The following is a 16820-nucleotide window of genomic DNA, read 5'->3' on the forward strand; positions in this document are numbered from 1 at the left end:
TTAATTCTATGACAAAAACAATTGTCATTATACCAACCTATAATGAAATTGAAAATATAGAAGCGATAATCAAAGCTGTTTTCGCACAGCCAGAAGCTTTTCATATTTTGGTGGTTGATGATAATTCTCCAGATCTCACAGGATTAAAGGTCAAGGAGATGCAAGTTGAATTTAAGGATCGGTTATTTTTATTACAACGTCATCAAAAAACTGGTTTAGGGACTGCCTATATTGAAGGTTTTAATTGGTGTCTCAACCAAGGCTATGATTATATTTTTGAAATGGATGCCGATTTTTCTCATAACCCAAGCGATTTAGGTAAACTTTACCGAGCTTGCCATATAGATGGCGCCGATGTGTCTATAGGGTCGCGTTATATTGATGGGGTAAATGTTGTTAATTGGCCAATTGGAAGGATTTTGCTCTCCTACGGTGCTTCAAAATACGTAAGGTTTATTACCCGTATGAAAATTAATGATACCACAGCGGGATTTGTATGTTATAAACGAGAAGTGCTCGAATCTATAGATTTAGATACAATTAAATTTGTGGGTTATGCGTTTCAAATTGAAATGAAATTTAAAGCATATTTAAAAGGATTTAAGATTGTTGAAATCCCGGTAATATTTACAGATAGAACAAAAGGAAAATCAAAAATGAGCGGCAGTATTATTTCTGAAGCTATTTTTGGAGTATTGAATATGAAGTTTAAAAGCCTATTAGGAAAATAATATGAATACAAACACGGTACTTATTAAAAATGCCAAAATTGTAAATGAAGGCGAAATATTTGAAGGCGATATTTTTATTGAAGGTGAATACATAAAGGAAATTTCTAATTCCATAAGTATAAAATCGGCCGATCAATTTGTGATTGATGTTGAAGGAAGTTTTGTTTTACCAGGAATTATTGATGATCAGGTTCATTTTAGAGAACCTGGATTGACTCATAAGGCCACAATTGCTACTGAATCTAAAGCAGCTGTGGCTGGAGGGATTACGTCCTTTATAGAGATGCCCAATACCAACCCCCAAACAACTACGGTAGAAAAGCTTGAAGAAAAATTTGAAATAGCAGCCAATACATCATATGCTAACTATTCGTTTATGTTTGGTGGTACAAACGATAACCTAGATGAAATTTTAAAAGTAGATCCTAAATCTGTTGCTGGGTTAAAGCTGTTTTTAGGGTCATCAACGGGTAATATGTTAGTTGATGATCCAGAAGTACTAGAAAAGATTTTTAAAAGTACCAACATGGTTATTTCGGTACATTGTGAAGATGAAGCTACTATAAAGGCAAATTTAGAAAAACACTTAAATGAGTTTGGTGACGATATTCCTATAAAATATCATCCCATAATTAGAAGCGAAGAGGCTTGCTATATTTCGTCTTCAAAAGCTATTGAACTAGCCAAAAAAACAGGGGCAAGATTGCACGTTTTTCATTTATCAACAGCTAAGGAAACCAAATTGTTTTCGAATAAACTACCTTTAAAGGATAAAAAAATTACGTCTGAAGTTTGTATACACCACTTATGGTTTAGTGATGAAGATTACGATACTAAAGGGACCCTAATTAAATGGAATCCAGCAGTTAAAACGGCGAAAGATAGAGATGGATTGTGGAAGGCACTGCTGGATGATCGAATTGACGTAATTGCTACAGACCACGCACCACACACGCTTGAAGAGAAAAAAAATGTATATACTAAAGCACCTTCAGGCGGACCATTGGTACAGCACGCGCTTGTGGCTATGATGGAAGGATTTCATAAGGATAAAATTTCAATGGAAAAGTTGGTTGAAAAAATGTGTCATAATCCAGCCATTTTATTTCAGGTCGAAAAAAGAGGATTTATAAGAAAAGGGTATTATGCCGATTTAGTTATAGTAAACCCCAATAATCCTTGGTCAGTAAACAAAGACAATATTTTGTATAAATGTGGTTGGTCTCCATTTGAAGGGACAACATTTAAGTCAAGAATAACCCATACTTTTGTAAACGGAGCTTTGGTGTACAACAATTTTAAAATAAAAGAGATCAAGGCCGCAAAACGATTAACATTCGATAGATGAAATATGTAATTTGCTTTCTTGTTTGTCTTTTTTTGGCTTGTAAAGGTGTTGAAAGGCCTAAGAAGCCAGATAATTTGATTGCAAAAGAAAAAATGGCGGACATTTTATTTGATGTCTTTATACTCAATTCGGCGAAGGGAATTAATAAAAGAGTCCTTGAAACTAATGGAATAATGCCCGAGAAATTCATTTTTGAAAAGTATAACATTGATAGTGCGCAGTTTGCAAATAGTAATGATTTCTATGCATACGATGTTAAAACCTATGAGGCAATTATCAATTCTGTATTAGAGCGCATAGAACGAGAAAAGAAGATCTATGAGCAGCTTGACAAAGAAGAGGCTAAAGAACGACAACGAAAGGCAGACTCAATTAGAGAGGCACGTAAAGAAAACGATTCTTTATTTAAAATTGATAAAAGCAAGCGGCCACAACTAATTGAGAATCAATAAATTATTTAACATCATTTAGATAATAATCACAGACTTTGGTTATGGACTCATCAATTGGAGTGAATTCAAAGTTTAATGCTGATTTAATTTTAGAGTTATCAAAAAATCGTTTTGAGTTAACTGTGTTGGCAAGTTGTTTGGAAAATTTTCTGCGTTTCCCGCGTAATTTATGGTTGAGCCAGTCTAATCGCCAACCAATTTGTAAAATTAATTTGGTGGCTTCTTTTTTGGCAGGTTCGACGTTTAGAGCTTGTGCTACTTTTGCTTGAAAATCTCGGAATGATAAATTTTCAGATACTAAAATAAACCGTTCGTTTATAATGTCGCTGTCCATAAGACGTGTCATAAGCTTCACAACATCCCAAATATCAACATAGCCTGCTACGCCTTTAGTATAGTAGGGCATTCCTTTGTAAATCTGCGTAATTAAACTTCCGCTTCCACCAGATCGCCAATACCCAGGTCCTAAAATAATACCAGGATTTACAATTACGGCATCAACACCTTCTTGCGTTCCACGCCAAACTTCAATTTCTGCACCATATTTAGTAATGGCATAAACGCTATGGTCTTCTTCTTTATTCCATGGCGTTTCTTCAGTTATTAAATGCTCAGGTTGTTGACTGTGACCAACAGCCGCCACAGAACTCACATAACATAATTTTTTGATGTTGTGAGCAACACAGAGATTAACAATATTGGCAGTGCCTTCAATATTAATTTTACGTAGTTGGTAATATTTGTCAGGTTCAAACGAAACGAACGCAGCGGCATGATAAACATTAGTGACATTGTCAAAAGCTTTTTCTAATGCTGGAATATCATTTAAATCACCCTCAACCCATTCAATTGAATTAAATAAGGCTTCATGATTTTCACTATAATAGGAAAAAACATGTTTGACCAAATCAATCTTATGCTTTCTTCTGTAAAGGGCTCGTACGTTTTTATTTTGACTAATCAAATTATAAAGTAAGTGTGAACCAACCAATCCTGTGCCACCTGTAACTAATATCATAGAACTAAAGTAAAGAATTATCTATTATACTTAAGTAATTCTACATTGATTTTTATCTTTGCCAAAAAATTTAGAACATTATGGCTAACGCTTTTGTTGATGAATTACGTTGGAGAGGTATGCTCCACGATATAATGCCTGGCACCGAAGAGCAACTGAATAAGGAAATGACTACTGCCTATATAGGTTTTGATCCAACGTCAGACTCACTTCACATTGGAAGTTTGGTACAAATCATTTTATTAGTGCATTTTCAAAACGCTGGTCATAAACCAATTGCTTTGGTTGGTGGCGCCACAGGTATGATAGGTGATCCTTCAGGAAAAAGTGATGAACGTAATTTATTAGACGAAGCCACATTAAACCATAATGTCAAAGGGATCAAAAGTGTGTTTTCAAGATTTTTGGATTTCAACTCTAAAGAAGCGAATGCACCAGTTTTAGTGAACAATTACGACTGGATGAAAGATTTCACATTCATTGATTTTGCTCGTGATGTTGGTAAACGAATTACGGTAAACTATATGATGGCCAAAGATTCAGTAAAAAAACGACTATTTGGTGATGAAGGCAATGTTGGGATGTCATTTACAGAATTTACCTATCAACTCATTCAAGGTTACGACTTTTATTATTTACACAAAACCTATAATTGTATGTTGCAAATGGGTGGAAGTGATCAATGGGGCAATATTACAACTGGAACCGAATTGGTGAGACGTATGAATGTAGGTGAAGAGGCTAAAGCGTTTGCGCTTACTTGTCCATTAATCACAAAGGCCGATGGTTCTAAATTTGGTAAAAGTGAAGGTGGAAATGTCTGGTTAGATGCCGATAAAACATCTGTGTATAAATTTTATCAGTTTTGGCTTAATGCCACTGATGAAGATGCCGAAAAATACATCAAGATTTTTACGTTTTTAGACAAAGCAACCATCGATGATTTAATCGAAAAACATAAAGAGGCACCTCATTTGAGACTGTTGCAAAAACGTTTGGCCGAAGAGGTTACCACATTTGTACATACGAAGGAAGAATTTGAAAATGCAGAAAAAGCTTCAAATATATTGTTCAGCAAATCATTTAAAGCAGATATAAAAACCTTGAATGAAAAAACTTTTTTAGATGTTTTTGAAGGTGTTCCGCAGGCAGAAATCTCTAGAGTCGAATTTAATGAAGGATTGGATATGATTGCCGCACTATCTGCTAAAACCAATTTTTTGGCTTCAAATGGAGAAGCACGTCGCGCGTTGAAAGAGAATTCGGTGTCTGTAAATAAGGAAAAAGTTGGTGAAGAATATCAACTTGCTTCTGAAGACCTCATTAATGATGCTTACATAATCATCAACAAAGGGAAAAAGAATACTTATATCATAAAAGTTGTTTAAATAAAAAACGCCTGATTGAAAGCTCAATTCAGACGTTTTTCGGTAACCAACCAACTAAAAACTCTTTCTTTTTCAAAAAACTATTTGTGCTTTACAGCCTCCCAATATTGGTCGGCTTTCTGCTGTAATCCTTTCACATTATTTTTTAGCCAAAGTTTTAAGGTATTTGTACCCCAGGCGTTATAGAATAAATAAAGTTTACCATTACGAATTTCAAATGTTTTGGGATTAACACCAACTTTTTTTCCATTTTGAGCCATTGCATAAGCGCAGTAACCACCGTATTGAGGGATATACTTAATGGGATTGGAATTAAAAGTGTCCAGATTTTGTTGCGATACAAATTTGTAATTCACACCATCATAGCTACTTGAGTAGAGCTTATTACCCTCAATAGCATTATTATCATAATAAGCCACGACATCGTAACCTTCAGCAGCAAATCCGTTTTTGGTATTATAATCTACAGATTGGGTAAATGCTGATTGATATAAAAAGAACAATAAAAAAAGTGTGATTTGCTTCATGTAATCTAGGTCGTAAAAGCTGGTAGCTAATTACAATACCATTAGATTACAACCTCTAACATCAGAATGGTCAAACCTGCCAATTATTTCAAAAGTGCCGTCATTATTAGTTTTTCCCAAATCTTGGGTAGCAATAAAAGCACAGGAATTGATATTGGCCAAATCAATAATATTTAGGCCGCCTGTTGAATTATGGTTTAATACAGTTAAAGCATCTTCGGGATCTCGTGTAAAGATTTTCATCCAATTAGGGCATTGAAAAACACCATTTCCTTTAGAGTAGGCCTGACTTAACAATTCGGTCATACCGTATTCACTATGGATATGTTCTACACCAAAACCCTGTTCCAAAATAGAGTGAAGCTCTGAACGAATAAGCTCTTTTCGTTTACCTTTCATCCCTCCAGTTTCCATTACAATGGTGTGCTTTAATTTAAATGGATTCAGTTCAACAAGATCTAACAAAGCATATGAAACGCCTATCAAAAGCGTTTGCTTTCCTTGGGATTCTAAGTTTTCAAGAACCTGGCTTAATTCAGTTAAATTATTTAAATAGAAGCCGCTTTCTCTATGTTTAGATTGTTTAATTAAGCAATCAACCATGAAAACTAATGAAGAGCCTTTGCGTTCGAGATAGGAAGGCAGTAGGCCTAAAATCACGTAATCTTCAATGGCTCCATAAAATTGATTAAATCCTTTTTGAAAACTTTCTTCATAAATACTAATATCCGTAATATGGTGTTTACTGGTTATGCTACCAGTTGTGCCCGAACTAGAAAAGGTTTTTTCGACAGGCTTTGTTCCTGTAAGTACATTATGTGATTTAAAAAATTGAATTGGCAAAAAAGGAATTTCCTTTATGGAGTTAATATCACTTGGGTGTTTATAAAGTAAGTCACAAAATGATCGATATACAGTGTTATGTTCAAATTGATATTCAAAAACCTTAAGGGCGAGTTTATTAAACTCTTCTTCAGATGAGATATTAAATATATCGGTAGGTTTTATCATGATGACAAAAGTAGCTAAAAATATAATGTTTGGTTTTCATTACATTTTAATAAATTCTGCAATTGTCAATTATTTAATAACAAGTTTCCGAGTAGCCGAAATGTTGTTTTGAGTAATTTTTAAAATGTAAACGCCACTAGTAATTTGCGACACATCAATTGCTTGGCCACTGAGTCTTGTTGTAAATATTTTTTTGCCTAACACATCAAAGATTTCAATGGTTTTTACTAAATTTTCATGGGTTGTGATAAAAAGTTTGCCATTGGTGACAGGATTGGGGTATACATTTAAGTCAACAATCTCATTTTCAGCATTAAGTATTACCGCGTTGTTTTGGGCATAACTTTCAAATGTCAAAGTCAATCCAATAAATAGAATGATAAATTGTAAGTAATTTTTCAGCATAACCAAAACTTTTAATAAATTTATTAGGTTATCTCAAAAGGTGTACCAAAAATAATGTTAAACCTTTAGAAATTTAAAGATTAGTAAATTTTATGTGACCGAAAGGTTATGTTAATGTTATTAAAAACATTGATCCTATAAATTTTTGTTATTAATAGTATCTTTACACTTGATTTTTTCAATCATAATTATGAAATGAGAAAGGACAAGAGCTTGATACCAACCCATATGATTATTGGCGAATTGCATCTGACCGATAAAAACAAGTAAAATTTAAACAGATGAAAAAAAGAGATATTAAAATTCTTTTGGTTGATGATGAGCCAGACATTTTAGAAATAGTTGGTTATAATTTATCGGCCGAGGGCTATCATATAATCACAGCAACTAATGGGCATGAAGCAGTAAAAAAAGCCAAAAAAGAACGTCCGCATTTGATAATTTTAGATGTAATGATGCCTGAAATGGACGGTATTGAAGCTTGTGAACAGATAAGGAAAAACCCCGATCTTAATGACACCATTATAACTTTTTTGACTGCCCGAGGTGAGGACTATTCACAGGTTGCAGGATTTGATGCAGGCGCTGACGATTATATTACTAAACCTATAAAACCAAAAGTATTAGTAAGCAAAGTTAATGCACTTTTAAGACGTCTTAAAGAAGATACAGATACCGATACGATTTTAAAAATAGGTGGTTTAATAATCAATAGAGAAGAGTATAAAATTTCGCATAAAGGAGAAGAAATCATTTTACCAAGGAAAGAATTTGAATTGCTATCTTTGCTGGCAACAAAACCTGGTAAGGTATTTAAGCGAGAAGAGATTCTGGATAAAGTTTGGGGCAATGAAGTTGTAGTTGGCGGACGTACCATAGATGTTCATATTAGAAAACTTAGAGAGAAAATTGGTGATAAAAGCTTTAAAACTGTAAAAGGAGTTGGGTATAAGTTTGTGGACTAATGCAAAGTCAATTAAAGAAATCTTATAAGTTTGCGATTAAAACATCGCTATATATTACATTTTTTTTAACGCTCTTTACGAGTGTTTTTTTGTTCTATTTAAACAGTTTAAACATTCTTGCAATTATATTATTTGCAATAATATGTTATACCTTTTCCTTTTTTGTAATTCAATATAGGGTTGAACGCTTTATTTACAGACGAATTAAAAAAATCTATGATGATCTTACGCTTTTAGAATCCACAACATTGCGGAAACAACCCATTACCACTGACATGGCTACGCTCACAAAGCAAATAGATCAGTATGCAAAAGACAAGAAGCTAGAAATAGAATCATTAAAAGTAAGAGAAGAATATCGTAAAGAATTCATTGGTAATGTATCTCATGAACTCAAAACACCTTTGTTTACTGTACAAGGATATATTTCAACACTTATAGATGGAGGAATAAATGATAAAAAGATCAGAGAAAAATACCTTGAACGAGCTGAAAAGGGTGTTGAACGCCTAATTTATATCGTTAAGGATTTAGATATGATAACCAAACTAGAAGTTGGTGATTTAAGTTTAAATGTAGACGTCTTTGATATTGTAAATCTGATAGAAGGTGTTTTTGATCTATTGGAAATGAAAGCCGCCAAAAAGAAAATCACGTTAATGTTTGACATGGACTATAAGGAACCTATTTTAGTTTATGCAGATCGGGAACGAATACAGCAAGTTTTGAGCAATTTAATAGTTAATTCTATTAAATATGGTCGTGAAAAAGGTACCACTGAAGTTAGTATTGAAAATCTAATAAAGAATAAAGTCATTGTGCGGGTTACCGATAATGGTGAAGGGATAGCTAAAAGCAACATACCAAGACTTTTTGAGCGCTTTTATAGAGTTGACAAAAGCGGTTCTCGTAAAGAAGGTGGTTCTGGGTTAGGACTTTCCATAGTAAAGCATATAATTGAAGCTCACGATGAAAAAATTTATGTAGAAAGTGAAATTGGAGTAGGTAGTGAATTTTCGTTTACTTTAGAAAAGGCTAAATAATTCCTGGTAATTGACCTCAAATTCAATATTAGTAAGCCCAGAATAGCTTTCAATGTCATTTAATCTTTCTATATAAAATTCATTTTGATGACAACTAGCAACCAGACCTTGGTCTTTTAATCGCTTAGCAAGATATACTTGCTCAAACTGACCAGGAGTCGGAATAAAAAAGGCTCGTTTATTAAGCTTCGCCAAATCCATAATTGTAGTATAACCTGATCGAGATACCACAAGTTTACTTTGGTTTAATGTGTTTTCTAATTGTTCAGATGACATATAATTATAAATAGTAATATGGTCTTCTTCAAATACTACTTGTTTGTTTTCAATTATACCTTTCACAAAGAGAGCTTTACCTTTATAGTTTTTAAATTCTGTAAGTAATTTTTTTTCTAGCAGAGTGCGTTGTGGTTCTGGACCAGATAATACAACCATAACATCGTAGGTCGCTTCTTGTTTAGTCATATTGAATCTACTCAAAGGGCCAATATATGTAGTTGGAATAACGTATGTGTTGGGATGACCTAATTTCCCACTTAAATTGGGATGGTCATGAACATCTGGAACCCAACAAACATTAAAGTTTTTAATGGCCTTTTGGTGCATCATCGTACTTAACCAAGTAGTCATACCGCTTAAAACTTGCAATTGATGCGTAATGTATACTGAAGGCACTTGTTTACTATGCATTCCAAGTCTGTTATCTGAAATTACCCCGTCTATTTCGTGAGTTTCAATGAGTGTTTCTAAGTATTTATTTTCGGTTTTTATAGCGCGACGAATTTTATACGCACCTCTCAAAATCGAGAATTTAAATTGATAACCTTTTTTAGGATAGCTAATGTGATATGAAGGTAATTCGATTGACTTTAAATGGGGAAATTCTTTTTTCAAGAGTAGTAATGCAGCCCCATCACTGGCAATAATTGGTTCAAAGTTGTTACTAATTAAAGCGTTAATAATGGGAATACACCTGGTGGCATGGCCCAGCCCCCAATTTAATGGTGCAACTAAAATTGTTTTCTTCAAAGTCATTAAAAACCAAAGATAAGCATATAATTACTCTTATATAATTCCTTAATTTTACCAAAATTTTGAAAAACTTGTGGGAAGTAAAAATAAATTAAAGCGATTTAAAGAAAACGAATCTTTTTCTAACGTGTTTCAGCCAACACGAGACGAATTGGTGGGCGAAAATTTTGAGTTAAAAGGACAATGGAGAACTTCAGTTTTTAAAAATGATAATCCTTTAGTTCTAGAATTAGGTTGTGGTAAAGGAGAGTATAGTGTGGGGTTAGCAAAAAAATATCCTAACAAAAATTTTATTGGAATAGATATCAAAGGTGCCAGATTTTGGAGAGGTGCCAAAACCGCAATTGAAGAAGAGGTTACCAACGTGGCATTTTTACGAACTCAAATTGAGCTTATTGAATACGCTTTTGCTAAAAATGAAGTTGATGAAATTTGGATTACTTTCCCTGATCCTCAAATAAAATATAAACGTACCAAGCACCGTATGACTAATGCCGCGTTTTTAAAGCGGTACAAAAACATATTAAAACAAGATGGGGTTGTCAACTTAAAAACAGATAGTGAATTTATGCATGGCTATACACTTGGGTTGTTACATGGGGCAGGACATGAAGTACTTTACGCTAACCACAATGTATATAAGCAAGAAGGAAGCCCTGAAGAAGTAACTGCCATACAAACGTTTTATGAAAGCCAATATCTAGAACAGAACAAACCAATTACGTATATTAGATTCAAAATAAAATAGAATTTGAACATTACAATTGTATTTTTTCTTGGGCTTATCATTGCTCTAATTGGTGTGATACCACCTGGGTTATTGAATATGACTGCCGCAAAAATCAGCCTTAAAGAAGGCCATATTAGAGGTATTATGTTTTCAATAGGTGTTTGTGTTATTGTAATAGTTCAAACTTACATTGCAGCAATTTTTGCACGCTATTTGAGCAATCATCCTGATGTTGTTGATATTTTACAACGTGTTGCCTTTGTGATTTTTGTCCTTATTACCATTTATTTTCTGGCCGTAGCTAAAAAGCAGCCTAAACTTCAAGTGGATACTGATATTAAAAGTAAACATAGTCGATTTTTTCAGGGGATGTTGTTATCTGGAATTAATATGTTTCCTATTCCTTATCAAGCCTATATGACTACCACTTTGGCTACTATTGGTTGGTTGAGTTTTGATCAAACTATAATTATAAGTTACGTGGCAGGAGCAGCAATGGGAACTTTTGTGATGTTGTATGTGTATATTTTCTTTTTTGATAAGATTAAAGGAAGACACTTTACTTCTCAAAAAAACATGAACTATATTATTGGAGGAATTACCGGAATAATTGCTGTAGTTACGCTGATAAATATTATAAAAGAGATGTAATGAAACCTGAAACATTAAGCTTTTTTGATAAGGTTTATCAAGTTGCCACCCAAATTCCTTTTGGAAGAGTAACAAGTTACGGGGCTATTGCTAGCTATTTAGGCGCTGCAAGAAGTGCACGAATGGTGGGATATGCTATGAATGCCTCACATGGGAAAGAAGTTCCTGCCCATAGAGTAGTGAACAGAAAAGGCTTACTAACTGGGAAACATCATTTTGATGGAACAAACTTAATGCAGCAATTGCTTGAGAGTGAAGGCATTAAAGTGATTGACAGTCAAATTCAAGACTTAAAGTCTGTGTTTTGGGATCCTTCAAAAGAATTGTAGAACTGTGTATAATTTAGGTTCATTCATAAATCTCATCCTACTATAAATCCTTTCAATTAAACGGCTTTATATTGTAAACATTTCGCTGTATATTTGCACTTTAGAATGATTCTTAATAAATAGAATTACATCAGTTTGAATAGTACTATGAAGTTGAACAAAAAAGATATATTAAATGCACTTGAAACCATTTCTGCTCCTGGTGAAGGACAAAATATGGTTGAAAGTGGTGCAGTGACCAACGTGATCACCTTTGGTGATGAGGTGATTGTAGATATTACCATTAAAAATCCAAGTTTACAGGCCAAGAAAAAAACCGAAGTTGAAATTTTAAAAACCATTCATGATAAGGTTTATGAAAAGGCCAAAATAACGGTTAACGTAAAAGTAGATGCGCCAGCTAAACCCGCGACAAATGTTATCAAAGGCAAACCTATTCCTGGTATTCAAAATATAGTTGCTGTGGCATCAGGAAAGGGAGGCGTTGGTAAGTCTACGGTTACAGCGAATTTGGCCGTAACATTAGCCAAAATGGGCTTTAAAGTAGGTGTGCTTGATGCCGATATTTATGGACCATCTATTCCAATTATGTTTGATGTTGAAAGTGAACGCCCATTAGCCGTCAATGTTGAAGGTAAATCTAAAATGAAACCTGTAGAGAATTATGGCGTGAAAGTTTTATCTATTGGGTTTTTTACGCAACCTAACCAAGCCGTGGTATGGCGAGGCCCTATGGCCGCAAAAGCATTAAATCAAATGATTTTTGATGCCCATTGGGGAGAATTAGATTTCATGCTCATTGACTTACCTCCTGGAACAGGAGATATCCACTTAAGTATCATGCAGTCGCTTCCAATAACAGGAGCTGTTGTGGTAAGCACACCTCAAAATGTGGCTTTAGCTGATGCCAAAAAAGGAGTAGCGATGTTTCAACAGGAAAGTATCAATGTCCCTGTTTTAGGAATAATAGAAAATATGGCCTATTTTACCCCGGAAGAATTGCCAGAGAATAAATATTATATCTTTGGAAAAGAAGGGGCAAAGCACCTAGCTGAAGATTTAGGTGTGCCATTTATAGGTGAAATTCCATTAGTTCAAAGTATAAGAGAAGCAGGTGATGTGGGTCGTCCAGCTGCATTACAAACCGCAACGCCTTTAGAGCAAGCTTTTGAAGTCTTAACTCAAAATGTGGTTCAGGAATTAGTGAGACGAAACGACGATTTACCACCAACAGAAGCAATTAAAATTACAACCATGGCTGGATGTGCAGCAGTTAAAAAGTAAGGTATGACGACAGAAGAACTTAAAATTAATGTTGAAAAAGCTTTAGATGAGATTCGTCCGTTTTTACAAAGTGATGGGGGTAATATTTCACTGTTGTCTATTGAAAATGATAAATTAGTGCGCGTGCAATTAGAAGGCGCTTGCGTGGGTTGTAGCGTCAACCAAATGACCTTGAAATCTGGAGTTGAAATGACCATTAAAAAATACGCACCACAAATAGAACAAGTGATTAATGTAGAACATTAAGAAGGTTAGGTTATAATAAGAGTTATTTCTAGTAAATACTTGTTCTTGAAATTGAGATATTCATGATTAAAACAGATATACTTATCATTGGTGCGGGACCAACAGGCTTATTTACAGTTTTTGAAGCTGGATTATTAAAACTTAAATGCCATCTTATTGATGCTTTACCACAGCCTGGAGGTCAATGTTCCGAAATATATCCCAAAAAGCCAATTTATGATATTCCTGCCTATCCCGAAATTTTAGCTGGTGATTTAACCGAGCGTCTTTTAGAGCAATGCAAACAGTTTGAACCAGGATTTACTTTAGGCGAGCGCGCTGAAACCATAGACAAGCAGGAGGATGGAAGTTTTATTGTCACTACTAATAAAGGAACAAAGCATCATGCCCCAATTGTGGCTATTGCTGGTGGTTTAGGTAGTTTCGAACCTCGAAAACCCTTGATTCATAACATTCATTTATTCGAAGATAAAGGGGTTGAGTACTTCATAAAAGATCCCGAAATGTATCGCAACAAGCGTGTAGTTATTTCTGGAGGAGGAGATTCTGCTTTAGACTGGAGTATTTTCCTTTCAGATGTGGCAAGTGAAGTTACTTTGATTCATAGACGAAATGAATTCCGTGGTGCCTTAGATTCAGTTGATAAAGTTCAGGAATTAAAAAACAAAGGAAAAATCCAGCTTATCACGCCCGCTGAAGTGATAGGTATTGTTGGTGATTATGAGGTAAGTGCTGTGGTGGTTAAACAATCTGATAATATCCATATTGATAAGGAATTCGAAATTGAATGTGACCATTTTATACCTTTATTTGGGTTGTCGCCAAAACTTGGCCCTATTGCCAATTGGGGACTCGAAATTGAAAAGAATGCCATCAAGGTTAACAATGCATTAGATTATCAAACCAATATTCCTGGAATTTTTGCAATAGGGGATGTTAATACCTATCCGGGAAAATTAAAACTCATTCTCTGTGGTTTTCATGAAGCCACATTAATGTGTCAAGCGGCGTATCAAATTATAAATCCAGGCAAAAAATATGTGTTGAAGTATACCACAGTAAGTGGTATAGATGGCTTTGATGGAACACGAAAAGAAGCACCGAAGGCCACGGTGAAATCAATTAATTAATCTTTATTTCCTGACTCCTAATCACTAAATTTTATGGAACAAGACATTACAATAAAAATCATCGATAGAGAAGGCGTAGCACATGAAGTGTTAGCACCCACCGATATGGCAATGAATCTCATGGAAGTTGTGCGCAGTTATGAACTAGCCCCAGAAGGAACCATTGGAGTTTGTGGCGGTATGGCGATGTGTGCTTCATGTCAATGTTATGTATTATCAGAACATACACTTCCTGAAATGCAAGATGATGAAGAAGCTATGTTAAGTGAAGCATTTTATGTAAAAGATAATAGCAGATTGGGCTGCCAAATTCAAATGACGCCTGAAATGAATGGATTAGAGGTTGAACTTGCCCCTGAAAGTTAGACTTCGGTTTTGTAATCTATTAATTTTTGAGGACCTTCAAGAAGTATTCTAACAATTTGAAGTGTTCCGTCTTCTTTGGTGGCAATTTGCCATTTAATTAATGAAATTTCACCATTTTCAATTTCAATGCCTGTAATGCTTCTAGGGTGAACACAACTTCCGTCATTAAAAAATGCAATATCACCAGGTTCTGGAAATCTTGGACGATGTGTATGGCCAACTATAGTAATACGGTTTTGGTTGTCGGCTATCCATTTTTTGGTGCGTCGTTCTATCTTAATTAATTCCTTGTAATTTTTAGCGGGACTTGTAGGGTCTGCAATACCCATGACGTTTAAAGGTTTCCAAAGAACTCTGACTAAAAACCTGCTCCACTTCCAAAAGGTATAGTTCCACCAATCGGCCTGGTGGCCATGAGCTAAAAAAAGCTCTTGTTGGGTTTCGGTATGTTTTAAAACAATACCTTCATGATATTTAATTCCGCAAAACAAATCGACATGTTCACCTAGTTTTTTATCAAAATAGGTTGAAAGCTGTTTTGTTACATAGTTTGGATTACGATAGACCATATCATGGTTTCCCCAGATGAGATGCAATCTGTTTTGCTCATGAAAAAGTTTCATGAGTAAATAAACGTTTTGATGTGCTTCAAAAATGGGTTCGAATGAAAGATTTTCCCATAATTCATCACCGTCACCAAGTTCACAATATTGAAATCCTTCGGCGTAATAATGTTTTAAAGCGTGAAAATAAATATTGCGATTATTGGCGAAATCATCAGCAAAACTATTGTCTCCGCGATGACAATCACTAAACAGAATAAATTTATCAGTGTTTGAAAACGGAATAACTTTAGCGTTTTGATAAGCGCGATTAAATCGAGTTGCAGATGACATGTTGTAAATATCCATAAAAAAAGCGAGTTATTACACCCGCTTTTTGAAATACACTTTATATCTATTTAAATGCATTTAGCCCTGTTATATCCAATCCGGTAATAAGTAAATGGATATCATGTGTGCCTTCATAAGTGATAACGCTTTCTAAGTTCATGGAATGGCGCATGATACTATACTCGCCTGTAATGCCCATGCCGCCAAGAATTTGACGTGCTTCACGAGCTATATTTATGGCCATATCCACGTTATTGCGTTTTGCCATAGATATTTGAGCCGAAGTTGCTTTCCCCTCATTTCGTAAAACACCAAGTCGCCAAGTTAGCAACTGTGCTTTTGTGATTTCAGTAATCATTTCGGCAAGCTTTTTTTGTTGTAATTGAAATTGACCAATAGGTTTTCCAAACTGCATACGTTCTTTACTATATCGTAAGGCTGTATCGTAGCAATCCATTGCGGCTCCAATAGCCCCCCAAGCGATACCGTAGCGTGCAGAATCCAAACAACCTAAAGGCGCACCCAACCCTGATTTGTTAGGAAGTAAATTTTCTTTTGGAACTTTAACATTATCAAAAATTAATTCTCCAGTTGCCGAAGCTCTTAAGGACCATTTATTATGGGTTTCTGGGGTTGAAAATCCTTCCATTCCTCGTTCAACAATTAAACCATGAACGCGCCCAGACTCATCTTTAGCCCAAACTACAGCAACTTGTGCAAACGGTGCGTTTGAGATCCACATTTTAGCTCCATTCAAAAGATAATGGTCGCCCATATCCTTAAAGTTAGTCACCATTCCGCCAGGGTTGCTTCCATGGTCTGGTTCAGTCAAGCCAAAACATCCCATCCATTCTCCACTAGCTAATTTTGGCAGGTATTTTTGGCGTTGGGCTTCGTTACCATATTTCCAAATAGGATACATTACTAATGAAGATTGTACTGATGCTGTACTTCTAACTCCAGAGTCGCCACGCTCAATTTCTTGCATAATTAAACCATAACTGATTTGATCTAATCCTGCACCACCATACTCTAAAGGAATGTAAGGTCCAAATGCCCCAATTTCTGCTAAACCACTAATAATTTGTGTGGGAAATTCAGCTTTTTGGGCATAATCTTCAATGATTGGCGAAACTTCACGTTTTACCCAGTCTCTGGCGGCATCGCGCACTAATTTGTGTTCTTCAGTTAAAAGTTCATCAAGATTATAATAATCTGGAGCTTGAAAAAGGTCTGGTTTCATTTGATTTTTTTAAGTCATTCGGATTAAA

20 protein-coding genes are annotated in these 16820 nt (G+C 34.9%); 13 read left to right on the forward strand and 7 right to left on the reverse strand.

The window, feature by feature from the left end; all coding sequences use genetic code 11:
• The first annotated feature begins 8 nt into the window (after positions 1-8).
• From ACFO5O_RS12575 to ACFO5O_RS12585, 3 genes are read left to right on the forward strand one after another with little or no spacing between them, the layout of a single operon-like run.
• Positions 9-731, forward strand: a complete 723-nt coding sequence (locus ACFO5O_RS12575) for a polyprenol monophosphomannose synthase (RefSeq protein WP_387964304.1) — start codon at positions 9-11, stop codon at positions 729-731.
• Between the two features lies 1 nt (position 732).
• Positions 733-2079: a dihydroorotase gene (locus ACFO5O_RS12580; RefSeq protein ID WP_387964306.1), complete on the forward strand. Its 1347-nt coding sequence runs from the start codon at positions 733-735 to the stop codon at positions 2077-2079.
• Positions 2076-2531, forward strand: a complete 456-nt coding sequence (locus ACFO5O_RS12585) for a DUF4296 domain-containing protein (RefSeq protein WP_387964308.1) — start codon at positions 2076-2078, stop codon at positions 2529-2531. Before ACFO5O_RS12580 ends, ACFO5O_RS12585 begins: the two co-directional genes overlap by 4 nt.
• Position 2532: 1 nt before the next feature.
• Here ACFO5O_RS12585 and ACFO5O_RS12590 read toward each other — a convergent pair whose 3' ends face one another.
• Positions 2533-3549, reverse strand: coding sequence for an NAD-dependent epimerase/dehydratase family protein (locus ACFO5O_RS12590; RefSeq protein ID WP_387964311.1), 1017 nt, complete (start codon positions 3547-3549; stop codon positions 2533-2535).
• Between the two features lie 80 nt (positions 3550-3629).
• Here ACFO5O_RS12590 and tyrS point away from each other — a divergent pair, with 80 nt between their 5' ends.
• Entirely contained in the window at positions 3630-4937 is a 1308-nt protein-coding gene (gene tyrS, locus ACFO5O_RS12595; protein ID WP_387964313.1) for a tyrosine--tRNA ligase, read from the forward strand.
• A gap of 80 nt (positions 4938-5017) precedes the next feature.
• Here the strand turns inward: tyrS and ACFO5O_RS12600 are convergent, their stop codons facing one another.
• From ACFO5O_RS12600 to ACFO5O_RS12610, 3 genes are all read right to left on the reverse strand, one after another.
• Positions 5018-5464: a YHS domain-containing (seleno)protein gene (locus ACFO5O_RS12600; protein WP_387964315.1), complete on the reverse strand. Its 447-nt coding sequence runs from the start codon at positions 5462-5464 to the stop codon at positions 5018-5020.
• 30 nt (positions 5465-5494) lie between these two features.
• The gene (locus ACFO5O_RS12605; RefSeq protein ID WP_387964317.1) at positions 5495-6475 is read right to left on the reverse strand and encodes a LuxE/PaaK family acyltransferase; all 981 of its coding nucleotides are present in this window, start codon (positions 6473-6475) and stop codon (positions 5495-5497) included.
• A gap of 69 nt (positions 6476-6544) precedes the next feature.
• Entirely contained in the window at positions 6545-6880 is a 336-nt protein-coding gene (locus tag ACFO5O_RS12610; protein ID WP_387964319.1) for a T9SS type A sorting domain-containing protein, read from the reverse strand.
• A 281-nt stretch (positions 6881-7161) separates the two neighbouring features.
• Between ACFO5O_RS12610 and ACFO5O_RS12615 the strand changes: the two genes are divergently transcribed.
• Entirely contained in the window at positions 7162-7845 is a 684-nt protein-coding gene (locus tag ACFO5O_RS12615) for a response regulator transcription factor (protein WP_387964321.1), read from the forward strand.
• Positions 7845-8888: a sensor histidine kinase gene (locus ACFO5O_RS12620; RefSeq protein WP_387964323.1), complete on the forward strand. Its 1044-nt coding sequence runs from the start codon at positions 7845-7847 to the stop codon at positions 8886-8888. Before ACFO5O_RS12615 ends, ACFO5O_RS12620 begins: the two co-directional genes overlap by 1 nt.
• On the opposite strand, the gene ACFO5O_RS12625 is transcribed toward ACFO5O_RS12620, so the two are convergent.
• Positions 8871-9923, reverse strand: a complete 1053-nt coding sequence (locus ACFO5O_RS12625) for a glycosyltransferase (RefSeq protein ID WP_387964325.1) — start codon at positions 9921-9923, stop codon at positions 8871-8873. The genes ACFO5O_RS12620 and ACFO5O_RS12625 overlap by 18 nt on opposite strands.
• 70 nt (positions 9924-9993) lie before the next feature.
• Between ACFO5O_RS12625 and trmB the strand changes: the two genes are divergently transcribed.
• The 7 genes from trmB to ACFO5O_RS12660 all read left to right on the forward strand — a co-directional run bounded on the left by trmB (position 9994) and on the right by ACFO5O_RS12660 (position 14656).
• Positions 9994-10668 (forward strand): tRNA (guanosine(46)-N7)-methyltransferase TrmB, encoded by a 675-nt coding sequence (trmB, locus tag ACFO5O_RS12630; RefSeq protein WP_387964327.1) that lies wholly within the window; start codon positions 9994-9996, stop codon positions 10666-10668.
• Positions 10669-10671: 3 nt separating this feature from the next.
• Positions 10672-11301 carry a LysE family transporter gene (locus ACFO5O_RS12635; RefSeq protein WP_387964329.1) on the forward strand — a complete coding sequence of 210 codons (630 nt, stop codon included), beginning with the start codon at positions 10672-10674 and terminating at the stop codon, positions 11299-11301.
• Positions 11301-11630 (forward strand): MGMT family protein, encoded by a 330-nt coding sequence (locus ACFO5O_RS12640; protein ID WP_387964331.1) that lies wholly within the window; start codon positions 11301-11303, stop codon positions 11628-11630. Before ACFO5O_RS12635 ends, ACFO5O_RS12640 begins: the two co-directional genes overlap by 1 nt.
• A gap of 147 nt (positions 11631-11777) precedes the next feature.
• Positions 11778-12914: an Mrp/NBP35 family ATP-binding protein gene (locus ACFO5O_RS12645; protein WP_387964333.1), complete on the forward strand. Its 1137-nt coding sequence runs from the start codon at positions 11778-11780 to the stop codon at positions 12912-12914.
• Positions 12915-12917: 3 nt separating this feature from the next.
• Entirely contained in the window at positions 12918-13160 is a 243-nt protein-coding gene (locus tag ACFO5O_RS12650; RefSeq protein WP_387964335.1) for a NifU family protein, read from the forward strand.
• 62 nt (positions 13161-13222) lie between these two features.
• Positions 13223-14290, forward strand: coding sequence for an NAD(P)/FAD-dependent oxidoreductase (locus ACFO5O_RS12655; RefSeq protein WP_387964337.1), 1068 nt, complete (start codon positions 13223-13225; stop codon positions 14288-14290).
• A gap of 33 nt (positions 14291-14323) precedes the next feature.
• Entirely contained in the window at positions 14324-14656 is a 333-nt protein-coding gene (locus tag ACFO5O_RS12660; protein WP_387964339.1) for a 2Fe-2S iron-sulfur cluster-binding family protein, read from the forward strand.
• On the opposite strand, the gene ACFO5O_RS12665 is transcribed toward ACFO5O_RS12660, so the two are convergent.
• Positions 14653-15552 (reverse strand): metallophosphoesterase family protein, encoded by a 900-nt coding sequence (locus ACFO5O_RS12665; RefSeq protein WP_387965131.1) that lies wholly within the window; start codon positions 15550-15552, stop codon positions 14653-14655. The two genes, ACFO5O_RS12660 and ACFO5O_RS12665, sit on opposite strands and share 4 nt — an antisense overlap.
• Positions 15553-15613: 61 nt before the next feature.
• On the reverse strand, positions 15614-16792 hold the full coding sequence (locus tag ACFO5O_RS12670) for an acyl-CoA dehydrogenase family protein (protein ID WP_387964341.1): 1179 nt from the start codon (positions 16790-16792) through the stop codon (positions 15614-15616).
• Positions 16793-16820: the final 28 nt, after the last annotated feature.

Origin of the sequence: Geojedonia litorea, assembly GCF_042654525.1 — a bacterium.
Taxonomy (GTDB): domain Bacteria; phylum Bacteroidota; class Bacteroidia; order Flavobacteriales; family Flavobacteriaceae; genus Geojedonia; species Geojedonia litorea.